The sequence below is a fragment of the Massilia rhizosphaerae genome (assembly GCF_016093545.1).
Taxonomy (GTDB): domain Bacteria; phylum Pseudomonadota; class Gammaproteobacteria; order Burkholderiales; family Burkholderiaceae_D; genus Telluria; species Telluria rhizosphaerae.
This window is the reverse complement of the sequence record NZ_JADKYX010000035.1, coordinates 1-13397: the sequence shown is the minus strand read 5'-3', so window position 1 is coordinate 13397 and position 13397 is coordinate 1. Positions and strand designations below refer to the sequence as shown.

Here is a 13397-nt window from a genome sequence, read left to right as displayed (position 1 = left end):
TAGCAAGTCGGTACCACCCCTTCCCATCCCGAACAGGACCGTGAAACGACTTTGCGCCGATGATAGTGCTGCAACCAGTGTGAAAGTAGGTTATCGTCAGGCTAGTTATTAGAAAAGCCCGCTCAATCCAGATTGAGCGGGCTTTTTGCTTTTGGCCCGCGCGAAATGGGCACGAGCATTATCGCGGCCCTGCAGTTGCCGTATGAACCGCAGGCGCCGGTACCCGTGCCGGCTGGCGCCAACCAGACGATGTTGGAAGTCAGACGCCCCAGAGCACGTCGGTCTGCTGGTCGCGCGCGGCACGCAGCATTTCCAGCAGCGGGAAGGCACGGGCCGAGAACGTCACCGTCTGGATTGCCTCGTGTTCGGTATTTTGTTCGCCGGGATGGGCCTTGACGTCTTCCTCGATCTCGTCGGTGGCCTGGTGCTTGCGGCTTTCCTCGATCTCGTTTTCCAGCAGATTGACCGCACGGCCGGCTTCCTCGGCGGTGATGACGCCACGGTCGCTGTCCTTGTGCAGGAGGTCGAGGATCCGCTTGGCGTGATCCTGGTACATCATGACGTTGGGGTAGGCTTTGGATTTAAAGGTGATTAACATAGTTGTCTCATTCAAACGGCAGTAACCAAACGATAACACGAGTGGCGCCTGGAGATCATTGCGGCGCCGTTATGTGGTGCGGCGCCGCTGCTGCCAGGCCAGCAGCAACAGCCCCAGTGCCGCCGCCAGCACAGCGGCGGATGCGAACACCATCCAGGCGGCGCCCTCCGTGGCCAGTGCGACGAGCAGCCAGCCGAGTCCACCCCAGCAGAATCCGCTCGTCATTTCCAGCGCCGTGCTCAGGAAATTTCCCTTCGCGCGCGTCTTGAAATCGCTGCGCGGCGCCGGCCGCCCCGTCCACAGCACGATCAGGCCGGCGCTGAGCACGGCCGCGCTGACGGTGAATGCGAAGAGCAGGCCCGACAGCGGCGCGCGCACGATCAGCCACAGCAGCGGCAGCGCGATGAGCAGCAGGGGCGGCATCGTGGCCGCGGCCAGCTTGGCCAGCTGGAGGATGCGACGGGGCGCCGGTGCCGACAGCAGCAGGTCGGGCGCGTCCTCGGCCGAGATCACGATCCAGGTCAGGCTCCCGGTCAGCGAACTGCACAGCAGGGTGAGGGCGGCACCGAGCGCGGGACCGGCCACGCCGTCGCGCAGGATCGGGAACAGGATGGGCACGAGATAAATCAGCTGCAGCAGCGCCTGCGCGATCAGGTGCGGGTCGCGCGCGATCAGGCGCCACTCCTTGACGACGACGGTGTCGAACAGGCTGCCGCGGAAATGGAAGCGCAGGGCGTTGGCGGGCCGGGCTCGCACGCGGCCGATGCCGGCCGCCTGCTGCAGCCCGTGCACGAAGAAGCGGTGCGTGCGGCCCACCGTCAGTACGAACGCGAGCGATGCGAGCAGGGCGGCGCCCAGCAGCGGCACGGGGGCGCCGAGGATGGCGCGGCCGGGCAGCCAGAGCGCGCTGTGTGGACCGAACAGGTGCTGGTTGGCGAGCATGCCGAGGAGACGCGGTCCGGTGTTGCCGTCGTGGCGTGTGAAGTTGTACGCCTGCGAGAACAGGAAGATGAACGCGCCGGCGATGGCTCCCACGACCTGGGCCACGACGCGCGTGCGGCGCGCGCCGAGCAGGCGCACGAGGGCCAGCGTCAGCAGCATGCCGGTGCAGGCCATCAGCATGGCGCCGGCGCAGATCACCACGTACAGGCCGAGCCAGCCGGGATGCCCCAGCACCAGTGCAACGTTGGCGAAGGGCCCCGCCAGGCACAGATACGGCATCGCGGTGACGACCGCGACGCCGAGCAGGCGCACGGCGAAGATGCTGCGCGAGGGCAGCGGCGAGGACAGCAGCAGGTCCAGGTCGCCGCGCTCGAACAATGCCGTCACGGACGCCGTCAGTGCGCTCGACAGCATGAAGGTCGCGCACACGAGCGCCATGGCGGTGAGGGGAACGATGAGGGTCCCGTCGTTCATGCCGTCGTTCCCCAGTGACCACAGCATGGCGAATGCGATCACGTGCAGTGCGATCGCGGCGCCGGCCCAGATGACGACGTTGCCTTTTGCAGGACGACGCTTGCCGGCCTTGTCCACGCCCATGCCCATGCCATACCAGGCCATGCGCAGTTCGTGGTTCAGCAGCCAGCGGATGCTGCCGGGCGCGGCACTCATCCTGCCTGTCCCTCGGTCAGTTGCAGGAACACGTCTTCCAGGCTGCCGCCCTGCGTGCGTGCGCGCAGTTCGGCCAGCGTGCCCTCGGCGATCAGGCGGCCCTGGCGGATGATGCCGATGCGCTGCGCCAGCCGTTCCGCCACTTCGAGGATGTGCGTCGTCAGGATGACCGTCCCGCCCCGCTCGACGTGGGACACGAGCAGGTCCTTCACCTGGCGCGCGGCAGCGGCGTCCAGGCCGGTCAGCGGTTCGTCCAGGATCAGGAGCTCGGGCTCGTGGATCAGCGCGCCGGCCAGCGCCAGCTTCTGCTTCATCCCGCGCGAAAATCCCTCCGTCAGTTCGTCCCCGTGCCGCGCCAGGTCGAGCCAGTCGAGCAGGTGGCGTGCGCGCGGTTCGGCGTCCTGCGCGCGGATGCCCCACAGGCCGGCGACGAATTCCAGGTATTCCGTCGGTTTGAGTTTCCCGTACAGCAGCGGATCGTCCGGCAGGTAAGCCATGCCGCGCTTGGCGCGCGTGGGGTCGCGCGCCATGTCGATGCCGAGCACTTCGACGGTGCCGTCGTCGGGGGCCAGCAGGCCCGTGACCATGCGCAGCGTCGTCGTCTTGCCCGCGCCGTTGGGGCCCAGCAGGGCATACAGTTCGCCGCGCCGCACCGTCAGGTCGAGGCCGTCGACGGCCGGGCGGCCGAAGGATTTGCGCAAGCCGCGTACGCGCAGGGCGGCAGAATCGGTGTTCATGTCAGGGCAGTTTGAAGGAGGTGAGGAATTGTTCGACCTGCTCGGCCGGCAGCGCCTGCGTCTTGCCGAGTACGATCACCTGGTAGAAGCGCTTGCCGCGCGATTCGAAATGGCCGGCGAGGCGCATCGGGACGCCCTGGCGGGTCCCGGTGGCGTCGACGTCGCGCGTGGCGCGGTCCTCGCTTGCCGTCGCCTTGCTGCTCGTGACGGTGGCGCCGATGTTGCGCACCAGCGCGACCTGCATCGCTTCCAGCGCGGCCTGGGCGCGCGCGGTGTCCGGTGCTTCGGCCGCGCCGACGGCGAACGTGGCGCCGTCGACCTCGGCCGCCGTCATCGTCATCGCCACCTGCATGCCGTCCAGGTCGATGTTGCGGGTGAAGGTGCTCGGCTTGGCCGGGAACATGACGCGGTAGGGCGCGTCCGGACTGGCATAGTCGCGCCAGTTGTACTTGGGGGAGCAGGCCGTAAGCAGGCACAGCGCTGCGGCCACGGAAACCACGAAGAGTCGTCTTGTCATGACGTCATGGTAACAGGGCTTGCCCCACGGGGAAACAGGCCGGCCGTCACCGTCACGTTGGTCCCGCGCAGCACGAAGCGCAGCGACAGCGTGCAGGAGTGCAGGGCGGCCTTGGTGGCCGAGTACACTGCACTCGTGGCAAGCGGCACGTAGGCGAGTACCGACGTGTTGTTGACGATCGCCGCACGCGGCCGGCGCTTCAGGTGCCCGACGAGGCCGGCCGTCATGCGGATCGGACCGAGCAGGTTCGTGTCGATGGTCGACACGGCCGTGGCGTCGTCGACGGGGCCGGAGAGATCGTCGAACGGCATGATGCCCGCATTGTTGATCAGGACGTTGAGCTTGGGATAGTCCGCGATCAACGTCGCGGCAGCGCGTTCGATGCTGGCCGGATCGGCGATGTCCAGTTCGACGGCGCGCATGCCGGGATTGGCGCGCGTCACCTCGTCCAGCAGGGCCTTGCGGCGGCCGCCGATGATGACCTGGTTGCCCAGTTTGTGGAAAGCCTCCGCCAGGCCGCAGCCGATGCCCGAGGTGCCGCCGGTGATAAAAATGGTATTGTCAGTCAATTGCATGGTGTTCTCCAGTTGTTTGCGAGGTGAAGGTGTTGTCTTCAGGGCTCTATGTTGGCGCAAACATTTCTGTCTTGAATGACGAGAAACCCTCGAATCAGGTCAAAATGTGTGTAAGCACATATATGCCGCTTCCTATCTACCTTGTCAGTTGTTTTTGGCTGGGGCTAGCCTGGTGTCGTATGATTACCATCATGCACTGCAGCAGACGCTGTACAACCGGCCCATCCGGCCAGCCAATATCACTGAGGACAACATGAAACGCAGAATCGGACTCCTGCTGCCGCCCGGCTTCCAGGCCCTGGATCTGATGGCAACGACCGTTTATGAATTCGCCAACGTCCTGTCCGACGAACCGCGTTACGAAGTCTCGATTGTCTCCGAGCACGGCGGCGCCATGACGAGTTCATCGGGCATCAACGTGCTGACGGAGGCCGTCACGCGCTACGACTACGATACCGTGCTGGTGGCGGGACAGATGGTGCCGCGCCGCCCGTCGTCGCCGGGCTTCGTCGAGATCCTGCGCCAGGCTGGTGCGCAGGCGCGCCGCGTGGGCAGCATCTGCACGGGCGCGTTCCTGCTGGCCGAAGCGGGCCTGCTGGACGGCAAGCGCGCCACCACGCACTGGTCGCTGGCGCGCGACCTGCAGCGCATGTACCCGAAGGTGCGGGTCGAGGAAGACCGCATCTTCATCAACGAAGGCAAGGTCTGGACGTCGGCCGGCATGACGGCGTGCGCCGACCTGTGCCTGGCCCTCGTCGAGAGCGACCATGGCGTGGAGCTGTCGCGCAACATCGCCCGCAAGCTGGTCGTCTACCACCGCCGCAGCGGCGGCCAGTCGCAATTCTCGGCCCTGCTGGAGCTGGAGCCGAAGTCCGACCGCATCCAGCAGGCCCTGGCCTACGCCAAGACCCACCTGCGCAAGCCGCTGTCGGTGGACGAGCTGGCCGAGGCGGCCAACCTGAGCACGCGCCAGTTCAGCCGCACCTTCCGCATCGAGACGGGCCAGTCGCCCGCGCGCGCGATCGAGGTGCTGCGCGTGGAAGCGGCACGCGCCATGATCGAGGGCAGCAATCATTCGATCGACGTGGTGGCGCGCGAGACCGGTTTTTCCGATCCCGAGCGCATGCGCCGCGCCTTCCTGCGCGCCTTCGGCCAGCCGCCGCAGGCCATCAAGCGCGCGGCACGCGAACAGCAGTCGACGGGGCTCGCCTGATCCCTGCGTCAGTGGTCGCGTAACCCGCGCCGGTACTGGATCGCTTCGGCCACGTGGATGGCCTGCACCGTGTCGGCATCGCCCAGGTCGGCGACCGTGCGCGCCACCCTGAGCACGCGGTGGTAGGCGCGCGCCGACCAGTGCAGGTGCTGCATGGCGTCGCCCAGCAGGCGTTCGGCGGCCGTGTCGAGGCGGCAGTGGGCGTCGATCTCGCGCGTCGTGAGTTTCTGGTTGGCCTTGCCCTGGCGTGCCAGCTGGCGCGCGTGCGCGCACGCGACGCGTGTCGCGATGGCGGCGCTCGGTTCGCCGTCGGCCAGTTGCGCCATCGTGTCCGGCGCCATCGCCGCGACGGGCACCTGGATGTCGATGCGGTCGAGCAGGGGACCGGAGATGCGGTCCTGGTAGCGCTGGACGGCGTCCGGCGTGCAGCGGCACTTGCTCGACGGATGGCCCAGCCAGCCGCACGGGCACGGGTTCATCGCGGCGATCAATTGAAAATTGGCGGGGAAGTCGGTCTGGCGGGCGGCGCGCGAGATCGTGATGCCGCCCGTTTCCAGCGGTTCGCGCAGCACTTCCAGGACCTTGCGGTCGAATTCGGGCAACTCGTCGAGGAACAGCACGCCGTGGTGCGCCAGCGAGATCTCGCCGGGCCGCGGCACCGGCCCGCCACCGACGAGGGCCACGCCGGAACTCGTGTGGTGCGGGTTGCGGAACGGCCGCTTGCGCCAGCGCTCGATGGCGAAGCTGCCGGCCAGCGATTGCAGCGCGGCCGTTTCCAGCGCTTCCTGTTCGCACATCGGCGGCAGCAGGCCGGGGAAGCGCGACGCCAGCATGCTCTTGCCGGCGCCCGGCGGCCCGATCAGCAAGACGGAATGCAGCCCCGCGGCCGCCACTTCCAGCGCGCGCTTGACCTGCTGCTGGCCCTTGACGTCGGCGAAGTCGGGGTACACGGGCGGATCGTCCGACGGCGCGGGGCGGTAGCGGACCAGCCGCGCATCGTCGGCCTTGGCGGCGAAGTGCGCGCACACCTCCACCAGCGAGCGGGCCGGATAGATGGCGGCGTCCGTCACGAGGGCCGCTTCGTCCGCGTTCGCCCACGGCAGCACGAAGGCGCGCGCCGGCGATGCGTCCCGTGCGTGACGGCGCAGCATGGCGAAACTCATCGCCAGCGCGCCGCGCACGGGGCGCAACTCGCCCGACAGCGACAGCTCGCCGGCGAATTCGTAGCCGTCCAGCGCCGCGGCGGGGATCTGGTCGGACGCGGCCAGGATGCCCAGCGCGATCGGCAGGTCGAACCGTCCCGATTCCTTCGGGAGTTCGGCCGGCGCGAGGTTGATGGTGATGCGCCGGCTCGGAACCTCGAAGCCGGAATTCTGCAGCGCCGCGCGTACGCGGTCTTTCGACTCGCGCACTTCGGCGTCCGCGAGGCCGACGATGTGCATGGCCGGCAGGCCGTTGGCCAGGTTGACCTCGACGCTGACGGCGGGTGCTTCCATGCCGGCGAGGGCGCGGCTCCTGAGGACGGCGAGGCTCAATCGGGCTCCTTGATCAGTGAACGAGGCCCATCTTAGGCAAGCGGAGCCGATGCCTGTTGAGAGGGGACAGGCGTAGGCACCGAACTTTTTTCGCATGGGCTCTGGTAATGTAGCGGACCCGGTCTTTCTCCAAACCAAGCATGCCCAGACTGATACTCACCCTGCTCGCCCTCGCGGTCCTGTTCTGCCTGTTGTGCGGGCCCGTGACCTGGGTGGCGCTGCGCCTGTGGCGGCGCGGGGATCTGGGCGCGTTCCGGCCGTTGCGGGCCGTGTGGATCGCGCAGGTGGCGCTGGTGTGCGCTCTGGTCTTTGCCGCGGACAGTGCCGGGCTGGCCAATCCGATGGGCTGGGTCGTTGCGAGCGTGCTTGCGGTCAGCCTGGGCGGGGCCGCGCTGTATGGCGTCTGGCGCTTGCTGATGAGCGGCACCGCGCACTGAAGGAATTTACAGAATTCACCAGATTTGGCCGGACAGCCCGGCCAGGAAGGCACGATTCGCGGTCAGCTGCACGCCGTTCACGTGGCGCACCAGCGGTTGCTGGACGAAGCCATAGACCTGCAGCCGGCCGTTGACCGCATAGGACAGGCCGGGGCTCAGGAACAGGTAGCGGCCGCCGCTGTCGGCCGGCTCGGCCGCACTCCCGCTGTCGGCACGCTTGTGCACGAAATTCAATTGCACCAGCGCGCCGAAGCCCGGGCCGAAACCCTTGCGCACGCCGGCGTCGGCGCTGAACTGGGCGCCGGGCTTGTAGCCGTCGCGGCTGTCGACGGCATGCTGGTACTGGGCCTGCACGAACCACGCTGCGTCGCTGGCGTTGCGGCGCTGATGGTGGTAAGCGCCCAGGACCAGGTCGGTCGTCCCGGTGCCTGGCTGGAGGCTGCGTTCGGCCCGCTCGCCGTCGTCGTTGGCGACCGTGAAGCGTCCGGTGGGCAGCTTCAGTCCAAAGGTCACGCCGCTGTCGGTGGGATTCAGCAGGTCGCCACCCGCGGCCAATTGATAGCGGCCCACGACGCGCACGTCGCCCAGTTCCGTGAACGACCAGGTTTCGCCGATCTGTTCGCCATGATGGTTGTGGACGTGCCGGTGGTCGCGGTCGCCGACCGGCGCGCTGACGGTCACGCCCCAGCCGTTGCCGAAGCCGCGGCTGTAGGTGGCGACGAGATTGCGGTTCACGGTAGCGACTTCGTCGTGGTGGTGCGGGATCTGCCCGACCGCGACCTTGTCGCCCCCGCTCATGGGCTGGTCCTGGTCGAGATATTCGTAATGCACGTCGAAGGCCGAGCCGGGCGCGGCGAGCGCGCTCTGCGTGGTCCAGTTCGTGTTCACGGTGCAGAAAGCGGCCCCGCAGCTGGCGTGGGCGAGGGCGGGGAACAGGGCGGCGAGGGCCGCGGCCAGGTGCAAACGGCAGGTCTTCATTTTTTCCTCATCAACATTCGAATCGTCTTGTGCTGGAGAACAGCATAGGTGCGGAGCACATCGATTTCGAATGACCCAGATCAAGGCTGAGGCGAATGACATATCGATTGCTTATGGCGAGGACATTTTTGTGGTGTTTTCTAAATGCTTGATCTACTTCATCCAGGAAACGGGAAGGCGCCACGTAAGATTTTTCTCAGCAAGTCCAAACAACGATCGAGGTGAAAAAATGAAACAAAAGACGATGCCCGCGCTGATCGCCGCCCTCCTGCTGGGCCTGGCTTTCCTGGCGCCCGCCCATGCCCAGCATGAGCATCTCCACCCGACGGCCGTGCAGAACGTTGCGGACGTCACGTTCACCCTCCGTACCGACATCGCCGACGGCAAGCTGGTCTTCATGGGCGATGCCGGCAAGATCGCGGGCAAGGCCAATCCCACGCTGAACGTGCCCGTCGGGGCGGTCGTGCAGATCAACCTGGTCAACGGCGACGGCGCCACGCACGACCTGACCGTGGCCGATTTCGGCGTCAAGTCGAACCAGCTCAACGACAAGGGCGCCAGCACGACCGTCGTCTTCCGCGCGACGAAGAAGGGCGTGTTCGACTACATCTGTTCCTTGCCCGGCCACGCTCAGGCGGGCATGATCGGCAAGATCGTCGTGGGCGACGGCGCCGCCGTCGACGCCGCGCCCAAGGCCGCGGACATCTCGCGCGATCCGCACGACCTGCCGCCGCCGATCGGTAAGCGCGCGCCGCAGCACCTCAAGGTCTCGCTCGAAACCACCGAGGTGATGGGCCAGCTGACGGACGGCGCCACCTACAAGTACTGGACCTTCAACGGCAAGGTGCCGGGCCCGTTCATCCGCGTGCGCGTCGGCGACACCGTGGACGTCGACCTGACCAACGCCAAGGACAGCCACATGATCCACTCGGTCGACTTTCACGCGGTCACGGGCCCCGGCGGCGGCGCGGCCGTCATGCAGGCCGCGCCGGGCAACACCAAGGGCTTCACGTTCAAGGCGCTGAATCCGGGCCTGTTCGTGTATCACTGCGCCACCCCGATGGTCGCGCAGCACATTTCGAACGGCATGTACGGCATGATCCTCGTCGAGCCGGAAGGCGGGTTGCTCAAGGTGGACCGCGAGTTCTACGTGATGCAGGGCGAGCTGTACACGGCGCAACGGCACGGTTCGACGGGCGAGAACGAGTTTTCGCTGGAAAAACTGCTGAACGAGCACCCCGAGCACCTGGTGTTCAACGGCAACCACAATGCCTTGACGAAGACCTACCGGATGGAAGCCAAGGTCGGCGAAACCGTGCGCATCTTCTTTGGCGTGGGCGGGCCGAACTTCACCTCCAGTTTCCACGTCATCGGCGAAATCTTCGACCGCGTCTACAACCTGGGCGACCTGTTGTCGCCGCCGCTACGCAACGTGCAGACGACGAGCGTGGCACCAGGCGGCGCGACGATGGTGGAATTCAAGGTCGACGTACCCGGACGCTATATTCTGGTCGACCATGCCTTGTCGAGGATGGAAAAAGGGCTGGCGGGCTTCCTGTACGTGACGGGGGATCCGAACCCGGCCGTGTTCCGGACCGCCAGTACGCCGGACGCCCCGTCGGGCCATTGATCGGTTAGTGCCACACGCGGCCGCGCCGCACCGGTTTGACCGGTGCGGCGCGGCCTTGTCGTTTACGGGCACGTGAATGGTTGCGGTTGCGGCAGGCGGGGCATGGCGGAGGAGGTCGTGGGCGCGCAAGGCGCCCGGGCTGCTCAGGCCTTGGAATCGGCCGTTGCCAGTTTGGCTTCCAGTTCGGCCACGCGCAGTTCGAGCGCTTCGAGCTTGGCGCGCGTCTTCGCCAGGACCTGGGCCTGGACGTCGAACTCTTCGCGGGTCACGAGGTCCAGCTTCGAAAACCCCTGGGTCATCATCGCCTTGACGTTGCGTTCGATGTCCTTGGCCGGCGAGTTTTCGAAGACTTCGTTGAGCTTGCCCTGCAAGTCATTAAAAAAATTATTCATTTCACACTATTCCTTGAGTCGGCGCGTCGCACCAAGGCGGTGCGTATGTACCTGAATTGGTGCGTGCACCGAGATGGGGCACGCATCCTGGTCTCGTTTGATTTTGGAAATCAAAAAAGTGGGGGCGTAAGGCGCGAAAAACAAGCCGGCACCCGTCCAGGGAGGGGTGGCACGCATCCTGCTAATCAACCATAAACCATAACGAGGTCGCAATCCCCGATTGTAAACCGCAACTCGAGAATATGTTCAACTACCAAGGGAGTGTCGTATGAAGCGTCGTAACAGCAATTGGTCCCACGTTGCAGTACTGGCCGTCAGTTTGTGGAGCCTCAACATCGGGCTGGCCGGCGCCGAAGAGCAGAAGCCGGACAACGAAGTGAGTTTCAACGCGGCGGTGACGACCGATTATCGCTACCGCGGCATCTCCCAGTCCCGCCTCGATCCCGCGCTGCAGGGCGGCGCCGACTACACGCACAACCCGACCGGCCTGTACGCGGGCACCTGGTTGTCCACGATCAAGTGGACCAAGGACCTGGGCGGCAGCGGCGACGTCGAGTGGGACCTGTACGGCGGCAAGCGCGGCAACCTCACCAGCGACATCTCCTATGACGTCGGCGGCCTGTACTACTTCTACCCGAACAATGGCCTGCACCCGAACGCCAACACGTTCGAACTGTATGGCCAGCTTGGGTACGGCCCGGCCTACGTCAAGTACTCGCATTCGCTGACGAACCTGTTCGGCACGGCCGACAGCAAGGGCAGCGGTTACCTGGACATCGGCGCCAACGTCGACGTCGGCAACGGCTTCACGCTGAACCTGCATGCCGGCCGCCAGAACGTGCGCCATAACGGGGCGTTCTCGTACACCGACTACAAGCTCGGCGTGACCAAGGACCTGGGCGTCTGCTCGGTGGCCCTGGCCTGGATCAAGGCCGACACCAGCGCCTACCTGAGCCCGTCTGCGGAAAACCTGGGCAAGTCCGCGGCCTTGCTCACTGTTTCAAAAACTTTCTGAAGAGGCAATCACATGAAAATGATCACCGCCATCATCAAACCCTTCAAGCTCGACGAGGTGCGTGAAGCCCTCTCCGAGATCAACGTGCAGGGTATCACGGTGACCGAAGTCAAGGGTTTCGGCCGCCAGAAGGGCCATACCGAGCTCTATCGTGGTGCGGAATACGTGGTCGATTTCCTGCCGAAGACCAAGATCGAGGCAGCGGTCGACGACGCCATCGTCGACCAGGTGATCGACACCATCCAGACTGCCGCCCGCACCGGCAAGATCGGCGACGGCAAGATTTTCGTCTCCAACCTGGAGCAGGTCGTCCGTATCCGTACCGGTGAAACCGGCAACGAAGCGCTGTAAGGGGAATCCGATGATCCATACCATCACAAAACTGATCGCAGGCGTGTCCGTCGCCGTGGCGCTGGCCGCATCCGCGCCGGCCATGGCCCAGGACGCCGCCAAACCGGCAGGCGCTCCTGCGGTCGCTGCCGCGGCAACGCCGGCCGCCAGCGCGCCGGCCGCCGATACCGCCGCAGCACCGGCCGCCGCGGCGCCTGTCGCCGCGGCCGCTGCCGCACCGGCCGCCGCGCCGGCCGCACCCGCCGCGGCACCCACGCCGCAGAAGGGCGACACCGCCTGGATGATGGTCGCCACCCTGCTGGTGATCATGATGACGATCCCGGGCCTGGCCCTGTTCTACGGCGGCCTGGTCCGTTCGAAGAACATGCTGTCCATCCTGCTGCAGGTCTTCATGATCTTCGCCGTCATCATCGTCCTGTGGTGCCTGTACGGCTATTCGCTGGCATTCACGGAAAAGACCGCGTTCATCGGCGGCTTCGACCGCCTGTTCCTGAACGGGATCTGGGATCCGGCCAAGGGCGCGTTCTCGACGGCGGCCACGTTCAGCAAGGGCGTCGTCATTCCTGAATTCGTCTACGTGGCGTTCCAGGGCACGTTCGCGGCCATCACCTGCGGCCTGATCATCGGCGCCTTCGCCGAGCGCGTCCGCTTCTCGGCAGTGCTGCTGTTTGTCGTGCTGTGGTTCACGTTCGCCTACCTGCCGATCGCGCACATGGTCTGGTTCTGGACCGGTCCGGACGCCATCACCGCCGCGACCATCGACGCCGAGACCGCCAAGGCCGGCTGGCTGTGGCAGAAGGGCGCCCTCGACTTCGCGGGCGGCACCGTGGTGCACATCAACGCCGCTATCGCCGGCCTCGTCGGTGCAATCGTGATCGGCAAGCGCGTCGGCTACGGCCGTGAATCGATGGCCCCGCACTCGCTGACCATGACCATGATCGGCGCCTCGCTGCTGTGGGTGGGCTGGTTCGGCTTCAACGCCGGCTCGGCCCTGGAAGCGGGCGACGTCGCCGCGCTGGCCTTCGTCAACACCCTGCTGGCCACCGCCGCCGCCACCGTGTCGTGGGTCTTCGGCGAGTGGATCACCAAGGGCAAGCCGTCGATGCTGGGCGGCACCTCGGGCGCCGTCGCCGGCCTCGTCGCCATCACCCCGGCCTGCGGCTACGTGGGTCCGATGGGCGCGCTGGTCATCGGCCTCGTCGCCGGCATCGTCTGCCTGTGGGGCGTGAACGGCCTGAAGCGCATGATCGGCGCCGACGACTCGCTGGACGTGTTCGGCGTGCACGGCGTGGGCGGTATCCTGGGCGCGCTGCTGACCGGCGTGTTCGCGGCACCGCAACTGGGCGGCCAGGGCATCTTCGACTACGTCACCAACAAGATGTCCGCCGATCCGTACTCGATCGCCCACCAGGTCCTGGTGCAGGCGGAAGCCGTCGGCACCACCATCGCGTGGTCGGCGATCGTTTCGTTCGTCGCCTACAAGATCGTCGACGTCGTCGTCGGCCTGCGGGTCCCCGAGGACGAAGAGCGCGAAGGCCTGGACATCACGAGCCACGGCGAGCAGGCGTACCACTCCTGATTGTCGAGCTGACAAGTCGGTCAAAAAAGCGCCTTCTGTGCGCTTTCAAAAAAGCGCCTTCTTGAACTGACCCCGTAAAGTTGGACGGTTAGTTTGCTAGGTAGCCAAGGGCTGGGTCCTGTATTGCACAGGGCTCAGCCCTTTTAGTTTGAGCTTGATGCGGTCGTGATTGTAATAGTGAATGTAATCGGCCAAACCATCCCGTAACGCATCGATGCTGTCGAATTTG

At 66.0% G+C, this 13397-nt stretch carries 14 protein-coding genes, 1 rRNA gene and 1 pseudogene; 7 read left to right on the top strand and 9 right to left on the bottom strand.

Annotation, left to right across the window (positions count from 1 at the left end; all coding sequences use genetic code 11):
- Positions 1-102 (top strand): 5S ribosomal RNA (rrf, locus tag ISF28_RS29945); the annotation flags it as partial.
- A 157-nt stretch (positions 103-259) separates the two neighbouring features.
- On the opposite strand, the gene ISF28_RS29940 is transcribed toward rrf, so the two are convergent.
- The 5 genes and pseudogenes from ISF28_RS29940 to ISF28_RS29920 all read right to left on the bottom strand — a co-directional run.
- A complete protein-coding gene (locus ISF28_RS29940) occupies positions 260-598 on the bottom strand; it encodes a DUF1840 domain-containing protein (protein WP_198120832.1) in 339 nt (112 codons plus the stop codon).
- 69 nt (positions 599-667) lie between these two features.
- The gene (locus tag ISF28_RS29935; RefSeq protein WP_198120831.1) at positions 668-2209 is read right to left on the bottom strand and encodes a hypothetical protein; all 1542 of its coding nucleotides are present in this window, start codon (positions 2207-2209) and stop codon (positions 668-670) included.
- Positions 2206-2946: an ABC transporter ATP-binding protein gene (locus ISF28_RS29930; protein WP_198120830.1), complete on the bottom strand. Its 741-nt coding sequence runs from the start codon at positions 2944-2946 to the stop codon at positions 2206-2208. The genes ISF28_RS29935 and ISF28_RS29930 overlap by 4 nt, the downstream gene beginning before the upstream one ends.
- A 1-nt stretch (position 2947) precedes the next feature.
- Positions 2948-3463, bottom strand: coding sequence for a hypothetical protein (locus tag ISF28_RS29925; RefSeq protein ID WP_198120829.1), 516 nt, complete (start codon positions 3461-3463; stop codon positions 2948-2950).
- Between the two features lie 47 nt (positions 3464-3510).
- A pseudogene (locus ISF28_RS29920) lies at positions 3511-4038 on the bottom strand (SDR family oxidoreductase); the annotation flags it as partial.
- Between the two features lie 253 nt (positions 4039-4291).
- Here ISF28_RS29920 and ISF28_RS29915 point away from each other — a divergent pair.
- The gene (locus tag ISF28_RS29915; protein WP_198120827.1) at positions 4292-5251 is read left to right on the top strand and encodes a GlxA family transcriptional regulator; all 960 of its coding nucleotides are present in this window, start codon (positions 4292-4294) and stop codon (positions 5249-5251) included.
- A gap of 8 nt (positions 5252-5259) precedes the next feature.
- Here ISF28_RS29915 and ISF28_RS29910 read toward each other — a convergent pair whose 3' ends face one another.
- Positions 5260-6786, bottom strand: a complete 1527-nt coding sequence (locus ISF28_RS29910) for a YifB family Mg chelatase-like AAA ATPase (protein ID WP_198120826.1) — start codon at positions 6784-6786, stop codon at positions 5260-5262.
- 140 nt (positions 6787-6926) lie between these two features.
- Between ISF28_RS29910 and ISF28_RS29905 the strand changes: the two genes are divergently transcribed.
- Entirely contained in the window at positions 6927-7223 is a 297-nt protein-coding gene (locus ISF28_RS29905) for a hypothetical protein (protein ID WP_198120825.1), read from the top strand.
- A 15-nt stretch (positions 7224-7238) separates the two neighbouring features.
- Here ISF28_RS29905 and ISF28_RS29900 read toward each other — a convergent pair whose 3' ends face one another.
- Entirely contained in the window at positions 7239-8201 is a 963-nt protein-coding gene (locus tag ISF28_RS29900) for a transporter (RefSeq protein WP_198120824.1), read from the bottom strand.
- A 229-nt stretch (positions 8202-8430) separates the two neighbouring features.
- On the opposite strand from ISF28_RS29900, the gene nirK reads away from it, so the two are divergent.
- Complete coding sequence (gene nirK, locus ISF28_RS29895; RefSeq protein ID WP_198120823.1) at positions 8431-9831, top strand: copper-containing nitrite reductase; 1401 nt, start codon at positions 8431-8433, stop codon at positions 9829-9831.
- Positions 9832-9974: 143 nt separating this feature from the next.
- Here nirK and ISF28_RS29890 read toward each other — a convergent pair whose 3' ends face one another.
- Positions 9975-10223 carry an accessory factor UbiK family protein gene (locus ISF28_RS29890; protein WP_198120822.1) on the bottom strand — a complete coding sequence of 83 codons (249 nt, stop codon included), beginning with the start codon at positions 10221-10223 and terminating at the stop codon, positions 9975-9977.
- Between the two features lie 268 nt (positions 10224-10491).
- Between ISF28_RS29890 and ISF28_RS29885 the strand changes: the two genes are divergently transcribed.
- The 3 genes from ISF28_RS29885 to ISF28_RS29875 are packed head-to-tail and all read left to right on the top strand — an operon-like array spanning position 10492 to position 13168.
- Positions 10492-11238 (top strand): TorF family putative porin, encoded by a 747-nt coding sequence (locus ISF28_RS29885; RefSeq protein WP_198120821.1) that lies wholly within the window; start codon positions 10492-10494, stop codon positions 11236-11238.
- 12 nt (positions 11239-11250) lie between these two features.
- Positions 11251-11589: a P-II family nitrogen regulator gene (locus tag ISF28_RS29880; protein ID WP_166862551.1), complete on the top strand. Its 339-nt coding sequence runs from the start codon at positions 11251-11253 to the stop codon at positions 11587-11589.
- A gap of 10 nt (positions 11590-11599) precedes the next feature.
- The gene (locus tag ISF28_RS29875) at positions 11600-13168 is read left to right on the top strand and encodes an ammonium transporter (protein WP_198120820.1); all 1569 of its coding nucleotides are present in this window, start codon (positions 11600-11602) and stop codon (positions 13166-13168) included.
- A gap of 96 nt (positions 13169-13264) precedes the next feature.
- On the opposite strand, the gene ISF28_RS29870 is transcribed toward ISF28_RS29875, so the two are convergent.
- Positions 13265-13397, bottom strand: a 133-nt coding sequence (locus tag ISF28_RS29870) for an IS3 family transposase (RefSeq protein WP_198120819.1), incomplete at its 5' end; no start/stop codon positions are given.

Coding starts and splice junctions, on each gene's coding strand:
- ISF28_RS29940 (WP_198120832.1), bottom strand. CDS start 598: ATGTTAATCACCTTTAAATCCAAAGCCTACCCCAACGTCATGATGTAC.
- ISF28_RS29935 (WP_198120831.1), bottom strand. CDS start 2,209: ATGAGTGCCGCGCCCGGCAGCATCCGCTGGCTGCTGAACCACGAACTG.
- ISF28_RS29930 (WP_198120830.1), bottom strand. CDS start 2,946: ATGAACACCGATTCTGCCGCCCTGCGCGTACGCGGCTTGCGCAAATCC.
- ISF28_RS29925 (WP_198120829.1), bottom strand. CDS start 3,463: ATGACAAGACGACTCTTCGTGGTTTCCGTGGCCGCAGCGCTGTGCCTG.
- ISF28_RS29915 (WP_198120827.1), top strand. CDS start 4,292: ATGAAACGCAGAATCGGACTCCTGCTGCCGCCCGGCTTCCAGGCCCTG.
- ISF28_RS29905 (WP_198120825.1), top strand. CDS start 6,927: ATGCCCAGACTGATACTCACCCTGCTCGCCCTCGCGGTCCTGTTCTGC.
- ISF28_RS29900 (WP_198120824.1), bottom strand. CDS start 8,201: ATGAAGACCTGCCGTTTGCACCTGGCCGCGGCCCTCGCCGCCCTGTTC.
- nirK (WP_198120823.1), top strand. CDS start 8,431: ATGAAACAAAAGACGATGCCCGCGCTGATCGCCGCCCTCCTGCTGGGC.
- ISF28_RS29890 (WP_198120822.1), bottom strand. CDS start 10,223: ATGAATAATTTTTTTAATGACTTGCAGGGCAAGCTCAACGAAGTCTTC.
- ISF28_RS29885 (WP_198120821.1), top strand. CDS start 10,492: ATGAAGCGTCGTAACAGCAATTGGTCCCACGTTGCAGTACTGGCCGTC.
- ISF28_RS29880 (WP_166862551.1), top strand. CDS start 11,251: ATGAAAATGATCACCGCCATCATCAAACCCTTCAAGCTCGACGAGGTG.
- ISF28_RS29875 (WP_198120820.1), top strand. CDS start 11,600: ATGATCCATACCATCACAAAACTGATCGCAGGCGTGTCCGTCGCCGTG.